The organism is Phenylobacterium sp., from assembly GCF_037138395.1.
In the GTDB taxonomy this organism is placed as follows: Bacteria; Pseudomonadota; Alphaproteobacteria; order Caulobacterales; family Caulobacteraceae; genus Phenylobacterium.
In genome coordinates, this window is the sequence record NZ_JBAXIM010000103.1 from 1 (window position 1) to 9,171 (window position 9,171).

At 66.0% G+C, this 9,171-nt stretch carries 10 protein-coding genes; 4 read left to right on the forward strand and 6 right to left on the reverse strand.

Annotation, left to right across the window (positions count from 1 at the left end; genetic code table 11):
* The 5 genes from WCJ52_RS09120 to eno all read right to left on the reverse strand — a co-directional run.
* Positions 1-360 (reverse strand): GFA family protein (locus WCJ52_RS09120; RefSeq protein ID WP_336902993.1); only part of this gene is annotated, 360 nt, incomplete at its 3' end.
* Entirely contained in the window at positions 357-1,703 is a 1,347-nt protein-coding gene (locus WCJ52_RS09125) for a pyruvate dehydrogenase complex E1 component subunit beta (protein WP_336902994.1), read from the reverse strand. The genes WCJ52_RS09120 and WCJ52_RS09125, both read right to left, overlap by 4 nt.
* The gene (gene pdhA, locus WCJ52_RS09130) at positions 1,700-2,731 is read right to left on the reverse strand and encodes a pyruvate dehydrogenase (acetyl-transferring) E1 component subunit alpha (RefSeq protein WP_336902995.1); all 1,032 of its coding nucleotides are present in this window, start codon (positions 2,729-2,731) and stop codon (positions 1,700-1,702) included. Before pdhA ends, WCJ52_RS09125 begins: the two co-directional genes overlap by 4 nt.
* Positions 2,732-2,775: 44 nt before the next feature.
* Positions 2,776-3,072: a septum formation initiator family protein gene (locus WCJ52_RS09135; protein ID WP_336902996.1), complete on the reverse strand. Its 297-nt coding sequence runs from the start codon at positions 3,070-3,072 to the stop codon at positions 2,776-2,778.
* Between the two features lie 237 nt (positions 3,073-3,309).
* Positions 3,310-4,593 carry a phosphopyruvate hydratase gene (gene eno / locus WCJ52_RS09140; protein ID WP_336902997.1) on the reverse strand — a complete coding sequence of 428 codons (1,284 nt, stop codon included), beginning with the start codon at positions 4,591-4,593 and terminating at the stop codon, positions 3,310-3,312.
* A 676-nt stretch (positions 4,594-5,269) separates the two neighbouring features.
* Between eno and WCJ52_RS09145 the strand changes: the two genes are divergently transcribed.
* Together WCJ52_RS09145 and WCJ52_RS09150 are read left to right on the forward strand one after the other, a co-directional pair.
* Positions 5,270-5,554: a hypothetical protein gene (locus WCJ52_RS09145; protein ID WP_336902998.1), complete on the forward strand. Its 285-nt coding sequence runs from the start codon at positions 5,270-5,272 to the stop codon at positions 5,552-5,554.
* Between the two features lie 97 nt (positions 5,555-5,651).
* Positions 5,652-6,266 carry a histidine phosphatase family protein gene (locus WCJ52_RS09150; protein ID WP_336902999.1) on the forward strand — a complete coding sequence of 205 codons (615 nt, stop codon included), beginning with the start codon at positions 5,652-5,654 and terminating at the stop codon, positions 6,264-6,266.
* Between the two features lie 425 nt (positions 6,267-6,691).
* Here the strand turns inward: WCJ52_RS09150 and WCJ52_RS09155 are convergent, their stop codons facing one another.
* Positions 6,692-7,174: an alpha/beta fold hydrolase gene (locus tag WCJ52_RS09155; RefSeq protein WP_336903000.1), complete on the reverse strand. Its 483-nt coding sequence runs from the start codon at positions 7,172-7,174 to the stop codon at positions 6,692-6,694.
* A gap of 197 nt (positions 7,175-7,371) precedes the next feature.
* Here WCJ52_RS09155 and WCJ52_RS09160 point away from each other — a divergent pair, with 197 nt between their 5' ends.
* Together WCJ52_RS09160 and WCJ52_RS09165 are read left to right on the forward strand one after the other, a co-directional pair.
* Entirely contained in the window at positions 7,372-8,166 is a 795-nt protein-coding gene (locus WCJ52_RS09160; protein ID WP_336903001.1) for a methyltransferase domain-containing protein, read from the forward strand.
* 79 nt (positions 8,167-8,245) lie between these two features.
* A partial coding sequence (locus WCJ52_RS09165) for an aminoglycoside phosphotransferase family protein (protein WP_336903002.1) occupies positions 8,246-9,171 on the forward strand: 926 nt, incomplete at its 3' end.

A 9,171-nucleotide genomic window follows, 5' to 3' on the forward strand; every position in this document is an offset into this window, starting at 1 on the left:
GGCGTTGGCCTCCCAGTTGCGGCCGTCGAACTCGGTCAGGTCCATTTCGACGGCCTGGTCCAGGCAGCGGGCGTTAACCGACCAGCCGTCCGGGTTGGAGCGGGGGCGGTAAAAGCTCTTCACCCCGCAGCTGCGGCAGAACAGGTGCCGGGCGACGCCGGTATTGAAGCTGTACTCGGTCAGATCCCCCTCCCCCTGGACCCTCTGGAACTGGCTCTCCGGCACGATCAGATGGATGAATCCGACCTTTGAACACATTGAACAATTGCAGGTATGCGCCTCCGGCCTTGGGGGCAGCGCGACCTCGAAGCGCACCCGCCCGCAGTGACAGCCTCCAGCCCTCCAGGACAGGGCGCTCACCGGTAGCAGACCTTGAGGGCCGCCTCGACGATCCGCTCCACCGACGGCAGGGCGAGGGCCTCGAGGTTGGCGGCGTAGGGCAGCGGCGCATCGGCCTGGGCAATCCGGAGCGGCGGGGCGTCGAGCCAGTCGAAGGCCTCGGCGGCCACCCGGGCGACGATCTCGGCCCCGACCCCCATGGGCGCCCAGCCCTCCTCGATGCTGACGATCCGGTTGGTCCGCTTCACGCTCTCCAGTATGGTCTCATGGTCCAGGGGACGCAGGGTGCGAAGGTCGATGACCTCTGCCTCAACCCCCTGTTTCGAAAGGATTTCCGCTGCCTCAAGAGCCATCCCGACCATCCGAGAATGGGCCGTCAGCGTGACATCCCGGCCCGGCCGGCGGATCAGGGCCTTGCCGATGGGTACGGTCCAATCCGGGTCGTCGGGGACCTCGAACTCCTGGCCGTAAAGCATCTCATGCTCAAGGAAAACCACGGGGTTGGGGTCGCGAATGGCGGCCTTGAGCAGACCCTTGGCGTCGGCGGCGTCGTAGGGTGCCACCACCTTCAGGCCGGGCACGTGGGCATACCAGGCCGAATAGTCCTGGCTGTGCTGGGCCCCGACCCGGGCTGCAGCGCCATTGGGGCCCCTAAAGACGATGGGACAGGTGATCTGCCCGCCCGACATATAGAGAATTTTTGCCGCCGAATTGATAATATGATCAATGGCCTGCATGGCGAAGTTGAACGTCATGAACTCGACGATGGGCCGCAAGCCGGCCATGGCGGCGCCGACGCCCAGGCCGGCGAAGCCGTGCTCGGTGATGGGGGTGTCGATGACCCGGCGAGGCCCGAACTCCTCCAACAGGCCCCGGCTGACCTTGTAGGCGCCCTGGTACTGGCCAACCTCCTCGCCCATCAGGAAGACCGTCTCGTCCCGGCGCATCTCCTCGGCCATGGCGTCACGCAGGGCGTCGCGAACGGTAAGCCTGCGTCCCGAAGGCGTTGCCGGCGCGTCCGCAGAGCGGGTCTCGGGCGCTGCGGCAGGCGCGGGCGGCGGCGTCGGGTGCGCTTCGGGAGCGGGTGGTGGAAGCGCGGGCGATGGCGTTGCCTGCGCTTCGCCGGCGACGACGGACAGCCGGGCGATGGGGGTGTTGACCTTGACCTCCTCGGTGCCTTCCGGAACCAGGATGGCCTCGATCACCCCCTCGTCCACCGCCTCGACCTCCATGGTCGCCTTGTCGGTCTCGATCTCGGCGATGACATCGCCTGAGCGGACGGCGTCGCCCGCCTTGACGTACCACTTGGCGAGGGTCCCCTCCTCCATGGTGGGCGACAGGGCCGGCATGAGGATGTCGGTCATCGCTCCGCACCTACGTAGATGTCGGTGAAGAGCTCGGAGGGGTCCGGCTCGGGCGAGATGCGGGCGAACTCGGCGGCGTCGGCGACGATGGCGCGGACCTCGGCGTCGATGGCCTTGAGCGCCGCCTCGTCGGCCCAGCCCTTCTCGATCAGGATTTCCTGCACGTGGTCGATGGGATCGCGATTGCGGCGAACCTCATCCACCTCCTCGCGGGTGCGGTACTTGGCCGGATCGCTCATGGAGTGGCCGCGATAGCGGTAGGTCTTCATCTCCAGGATGTAGGGGCCCTGCCCCGACCGGGCGTGATCGGCGGCCCGGGCTGCAGCTTCACGGACCGCAACCACATCCATGCCATCAACCTCCTCGCCGGGGATTCGGAAGGAGGCCCCCCGCCGGTGGAGGTGGGTTTCGGAGGAGGACCGCTCGATGGAGGTGCCCATGGCGTACTGGTTGTTCTCGATGACGTAGACGACCGGCAGGCTCCAGAGCTCAGCCATGTTGAAGCTCTCATAGACCTGGCCCTGGTTGGCCGCCCCGTCGCCGAAGAAGGCGAAGGCGACATTGCCATTGCCGCGATAGCTGTTGGCCAGGGCCAGCCCCGTGCCCAGGCTGACCTGAGCGCCGACAATGCCGTGCCCGCCGTAGAAGCCGGCCTCGGTGGAGAACATGTGCATGGAGCCGCCCTTGCCCCGGGACGAGCCCCCCGCCCGGCCGGTCAGCTCGGCCATGACCTCCCGCGGGTCCATGCCACAGACCAGCATGTGGCCGTGGTCGCGATAGCCGGTGATGACCTGGTCACCCGGCTTGCGCACGGCCTGGATGCCGACGGCGATGGCCTCCTGGCCGATGTAGAGGTGGCAGAACCCGCCGATCAGTCCCATGCCATAGAGCTGGCCCGCCCGCTCCTCGAAGCGGCGGATCAACAGCATGTCGCGATACCAGGCCAGCAGGGGCTCCCGTTCCGGGCCCTGTGGGGCGGCAACCGCCGTCGTCTTGCGAGACTTTCCAGAAGCGGCGGCGCGCGCCATCAGCGACTCCCCAGAACGGTCCGGACCCGCCGGACGCCGGCCCTTCAGGGCCTGACCCGGATCACATAGTCCCTCGGATCGGTGAATCCCAGCAGGGCCCGGGCCCGTTCATCGAGAAGATCGGCGGAAATCGACTCATCCCTGAGCAGATAGGCCCGGGTTTCCAGCTCGGTGCGGCGCAGGGACAGGGTGGCCAGCTCGGCCTGCCGGTCGAGCAGGGCCTGGTCCCGCTCGCCCGTCGACAGGATGCCGCGGTCCCCAGTGAGGGCGTGAACGCCGAAATAGACGATCAGCAGGCCCAGGGCCGCCGTCGTCCAGTAGGTGCGAAGGGTCTGTATCAAGGCGGCCTACGACTCACCGTTTCCAAGGCCCCTATTCTTGGCCCTGCCGGATTAACTTTGGGTTTCCGGGAGGCGAAGGATCGGCTGCCGTTGACCCCCTCCGTCCCGGGGTTTCACCCCGGTCCACCTCCCCCTTGGGGGCGGAATTAGAGCGCTAATTGCTCCACCTCAGGGGGAGCTGTCGGCGAAGCCGACTGAGGGGGTCAACGGCGGCTCAGTTGCCCCCTGGCGTCCCCCCTAACGAAGCGCCTTCAGGGCCGCGCGGCCGGGATAGATGGCCTGGTCGCCCAGTTCCTGCTCGATGCGGAGGAGCTGGTTGTACTTGGCGGTCCGGTCGGAGCGGGCCAGGGAGCCGGTCTTGATCTGGCCCGAGTTTACCGCCACGGCCAGGTCGGCGATGGTGGAGTCCTCGGTCTCGCCCGAGCGGTGGCTCATCACCGAGGTGTAGCCGGCCCGGTGGGCCATATCGACGGCGTCCAGGGTCTCGGACAGGGTGCCGATCTGGTTGACCTTGACCAGGATGGAGTTGGCCAGGCCCCGGCGGATGCCGTCGGCCAGGCGGACGGGGTTGGTGACGAAGAGGTCATCGCCCACCAGCTGGATCTTGCCGCCCAGCCGGTCGGTCAGGAGCTTCCAGCCGTCGAAGTCGTCCTCGGCGCAGCCGTCCTCGATGGAGACGATGGGGAACTTGGCCACCAGGTCCTCGAGGTAGCCGACCATGCCGGCCGGATCGAAGCGCTTGCCCTCGCCGTGCAGGTGGTAGGCGCCGTCCTGGAAGAACTCGGTGGAGGCCACGTCCAGGCCCAGGTGGAAGTCCTTGCCCGCCGCATAGCCGGCCGCCTCGCCCGAGCGGACGATGAAGGCCAGGGCCTCTTCGGCGGAGGCGATGTTCGGGGCGAAGCCGCCCTCGTCGCCGACATTGGTATTGTGGCCGGCGGCCTTCAGGCCTGACTTCAGGGCCGCGAAGATCTCGGCACCCATGCGCAGGGCCTCGGCGAAGCTGCCGGCGCCCGTGGGCAGGATCATGAATTCCTGGATGTCGATCGGGTTGTCGGCGTGGGCGCCGCCATTGATGATGTTCATCATCGGCACCGGCAGGACCCGGGCACCGACCCCGCCCACATATTTGTAGAGGGGCTGGTCCGCGGAGGTCGCCGAGGCCCGGGCCGCCGCCAGGCTGACGCCCAGGATGGCGTTGGCGCCCAGGCGCGACTTGTTGGCCGTACCGTCCAGCTCGATCATCCGCATGTCCAGCCGGCGCTGGTCGGCGGCGTCGAAGCCCGCCAGGGCGTCGAAGATCTCGCCATTGACGGCGTCCACCGCCGCCAGCACGCCCTTGCCGCCGTAACGGGACTTGTCGCCATCCCGCTTCTCGACGGCCTCATGCGCGCCGGTGGAGGCGCCCGACGGCACGGCCGCCCGGCCGAGGGACCCGTCCTCCAGGACGACATCCACCTCCACCGTCGGGTTGCCCCGGCTGTCGAGGATCTGGCGGGCAAGAATGTCGACGATCTCAGTCATGGCGAAGGCCCCGGTGTGCGGCGGAAATTGCGGCGGAGGCTTAGCCCATTCGCGGGGGGAACCCAACTTGTTTGGGGGGTGCGGTGAATACCGGACCTGTCAGCGGATTCCTGTCGCTTTTGCTACCCTGCATGGACCACGGCATACTCAAGATCGAAAACTCGGGCCCATCAAGCTGAACACAATCGACCCAAGAGCCTGACCCACCCATGTCCTCAGCACGATCGCAGATCACAAAATTATATAGCTCGACGAGCTCATGCCCTGATGTTACTTTCGACGATAATCAATGTAGCTGGCGGATGTACTTTCTGTCGTCTTGTTTGGTGCTCAGGTGAGGCAGTGAAGTGGTGCTGGTCGGACAGCTTGGCAACAGCTTAGTTGAGTGAGGATTCTGATGCACAGACGGCTCATTATGACGGGTCTAGCACTCGCACTGGTTGGCGGTGTCGCGACGAAGTCAATCGCGGCGGCATCCGTTGACGTGGGCGCTGCGTTCGTTGAGGCCGCCGTGGATGTGTGCCTAGAAGCGTCATTGAGCGGCGGCGGTATCGCTAACCTGCCGCCGGCTGTTCGCGCCCGACTGACGGTTGCCAGCCCTGGAATGCGGGGGTTGGTGAGGTCGCCGAACCCAAACGGAGAGATCTGGGAAATTGCCTCCGCGCTCGGATATATGGTGATTACAGAGCCTTCGCCCGGCGAGTGCGAAGTCTTCACCTATGGCGCTCCGGTAGAACGTACGTTCAAATCGACCATGGCTGCCGCCCGCAAGAAGGTCCCAGCCCTCAACCCGGTCCCCGTGACACCCGGTTATGATCCGATCGTGCACCGCCTGGAGACGCAGGAAGGGCCAGCCGGGGTCACCCTCGATCTCCACGGCGCAGAGCCTGGAGCTCCCGGGCACATGTTCAGGTTCCCCACGCTGACCGCTAGGACGACCCGCAAGCCCGGAATCCAGTGACAGATCCGGTATTCGGGCGGCCTTTAGGCTTCAAGTCTCTCGGCGGGGAATATCGAACCTGCCACCGGATTCCGGTCCAATCTGAGCCGAGCCCCTGATGAGACTGCTCCTGATCCGGCATGGCCATTCGCACCACGCGGTGACCAACACTATCGCCGACCTGCGCGGCTGTCAGGGGCTAACGCCGGAAGGCCTGGCTCAGGCTCGCGCCCTCAGTGAGCGGGTACGTCGTTGGCCTGACGCTGCTGAATGGCCCATCCTGCTGTCCAGCCCAGTGCCGCGGGCCCGTCAGACCGCCGAGGTACTCCGAGAGGCGCTCAGGCTGGACGCGATCGTTCCGGTACCCGATCTTCGCGAGCAGGTGCCCGGAGAGGCGGATGGCCTGCAGCGCGGCGCCTATCGTGCGCGGTACGGCACGTTCAATCCGCAGCACGAGCCGGATCGGCCCTTCTCGCCGGGCGGGGAGAGCTGGAAGGATTTCGAGTCGAGGGTCGCCTGGACGCTTGAGGAGCTGGCGCAACGCTATGCCGGGCGCAACGTGCTGGCTGTCACCCATGCCGGCTTCATCGTCACGGCGTTTTTGAAGCTCCTCGCCATCACAGCTTGGGATCGCGCCTGGCTGGATCCGTCCAACACCGGGATCACCGAATGGCGGTACGACGATGCCCGTTGGCGCCTCGGGCGCTACAATGACACCAGCCACCTGGCCTAGGTCCACCCCACGCGGGGGATGCGGTGCTTCGCCTAAATGAGATTGAGAATACCGGACCTGCCACCGAATTCCGCCATCCGACCAAGTCAGCCTCGCTGAGACCGAGCGGGTGCAAATCTGAGAAACGAGCCTCAGCCTGTTGCACCTGGAGGCCCAATTTCAGTTTGAATGCGCATCAAGAAAGGCACGAATACCTCTGCCGCTCTCCGCACCGTGCTGCCAGATCGCGCCGGCGTGATCCCCGGGGGTCGATAGAAATTCGAGGCTTTCGGCCGCCGCAAACGTCCTCATCGGCTCGTGGCTTGGATCGTCACGACCGCTCCAGAGCAGCACGGGGACACCCGCGTCCACGACCGCGTCGCGAGCGCCCCGAAGGTCGGCAAGCGCATCCCAGCAAGCACAAAGGCCTGGCTCGACGTCCGCCGTCACCCATTTGACCATCGCCGGGGCAGTGACTCGCGCTGCGGCAATCTGATCTCTGAAGCTCGACGCATCTCCATCCGGTGAAGAACCGGCTTGTGTGACGCCATGCAAGATGTTCCAGCCGCCAACAATGAGAGAGAGGACAGCCGGTGGCGATGGTATTTAGCGACCCCTACAGAAAGCCAACCGCCCATCGAATAGCCGAGAACGTGGGCATTTTCGAACCCCAGGTCATCGATCACCGCCACGACGTCACGCGACCTAGCCTCCAAGCCATAGAGACTTTCGTCGGAAGGCTTGTCGCTTAGGCCGTGACCGAGTGAATCCACGCAGGCGACGCAGTAGCCATCCGCAAGCGCGTCGACGACGCCCCAGCGCTTCCAGCTCTTCGCGTTACTGAGCAGCCCATGGAGGAGGATCACGAGAGGGCCTGACCCCTCCACCGAATAGTGGATTTGGTTGCTGCGGCTCGTCACAAAAGGCATTTGCGATCCCGAAAATCCCCCGGGGAATGTCGGATCGGGATACCGCACCCATCACCTTATTCCGCCGTATTTCGCCGTATTCCCCTCGACTAACATGGGCGAAACCCAGGCGCTAACGGCTTCCCGTGATCGGGCTCTGGTGTTAGGCGCATGCCTCGGGGCGGACACGCGCCAAGGCGTTTTGGGAGCCGATCGACATGCAACCGGACGAGGTGCGCGAACTCAACCGCGTCGGCTGGAATCGGCGGGTCGAGGCGCAGGATATCTGGACGCGTCCGGTCTCACCGGGGTGCATCCGCCGGGCCCGGGCCGGCGAATGGTCCGTCGTCCTGACCCCGAACAAGCCGACGCCACGGGAGTGGTTCGGGGACATCGCCGGCAAGGACGTGCTTTGCCTAGCGAGCGGCGGGGGGCAGCAAGGCCCCGTGCTCGCGGCTGCGGGCGCGCGGGTGGTGGTGTTTGACGCGTCTTCCTCCCAACTCTCCCAGGACGATATGGTGGCTCAGCGCGAGGGCCTCTCCCTAACCACCGTGCAAGGCTTCATGCATGACCTCTCCGCCTTCGCGGAGGCCCAATTCGACCTCATATTCCATCCGGTCTCCAATCTCTTTTCCCCGGACATCCTGTCGGTCTGGAAAGAGTGTCACCGTGTCTTGAGGCCAGGGGGGATCCTGCTGGCCGGCTTCATGAACCCCATGGTCTATGTCTTCGACACCCAGGCTGAGCCGGGCGACGACATGGTCGTGAAGTTCGCCCTGCCCTATTCCGACATCGTGGATCGTCCGCCGGAAATACTGCGTGAGATGATCGAACGGGACCACACGGTGGAGTTCAGCCATACGCTGGAGGAGCAGATCGGCGGGCAACTCGCGGCGGGCTTCGTCCTGACCCACATGTTCGAGGATCGCGACTTAGAAGACCGCGAAAGCGGGCCGACCGGGCGCTCGCGGTACTTCCCGACCTGCATGGCCACCCGTGCCGTGAAAACCTAGCCCGCCCGTATCGCCGGGGATCCGGTGACAAGGGAAATCCCGTGACGGACCAGCATTAGGCCCCGGAGGCAGCCCGAGGATGAACTTGCCCGACGCCGAAGCCGCGCGCAGCGCACTTCAGCCTGACGCCCTCGCGGGCGTGGCTCGGGCGTGGGGCTTCGAGACGGTCTCGCCCGTAGGCCGGCTGGGGGGCTATAGTTCGCTGAACCTGTTGGTCTGGGCGGACCAAAGGCAACTCGTCCTCAAGCGCACCACCGAAGCCCAGGAGGCGTCGCTCGCCCGGGCGGACGCCTTTGTGCGCGACCTTCCGGCCGCCAGCCTGCCACCGCCTGGCCGCATCCCCAGCCGGGATGGGGCGCGGTCGTGGCGACGGGGTCTCCAGGTGTTCAGCCTAACCGCGTTCGTGGACGGCGCGGTGCGGCATGCGGATGGGCTTGACGACGCCGCCCTGACAGCGATTGCCGCCGCGGCCAGGGCGCTTCATTCGGCGCCGAGGGGAGCCGCGCCGCCGCCCTCAAGCCTGGACGAGATGTTCCCACCCGAAGAGGCCGCCGCGGCGCGGCTGGAGGCTGCACACGAACATTGCCGGGCGGCGAAGCCTGCCGTGGCGGCGCCGGTCCTCGAATTGCTGCGGGTCAAGGATGAGCTGAGGCGGAGATTGGACCGCGAGGGTCTCGTCGGCCGCCTCGCCGCCCGCGATGATCTGGTGCATGGCGACTTCCATAACGAGAACCTGCTCTTCTCGGCCGAGGGCGCGCTCACGGCCGTCCTCGACTACGAATACGCTCACCGCGGCGGCCGCGCGGAGGATCTGGCGACCTTTGTCTCCCTGGTGTTCTTGGGCTCCGGACGGATGGATCGCGCGCGGGATTTCATCCAGGCCTACGGTGGAATCGACCAGGCCGAGATAGAAGATGGCTTCCTCGCCCATCTGTATCGGAAGGGCTCCAACACCGTTGTCGAGCTCGGCGTGCTGGAGCGTCCGGACGCCACCGAGATGCTGAT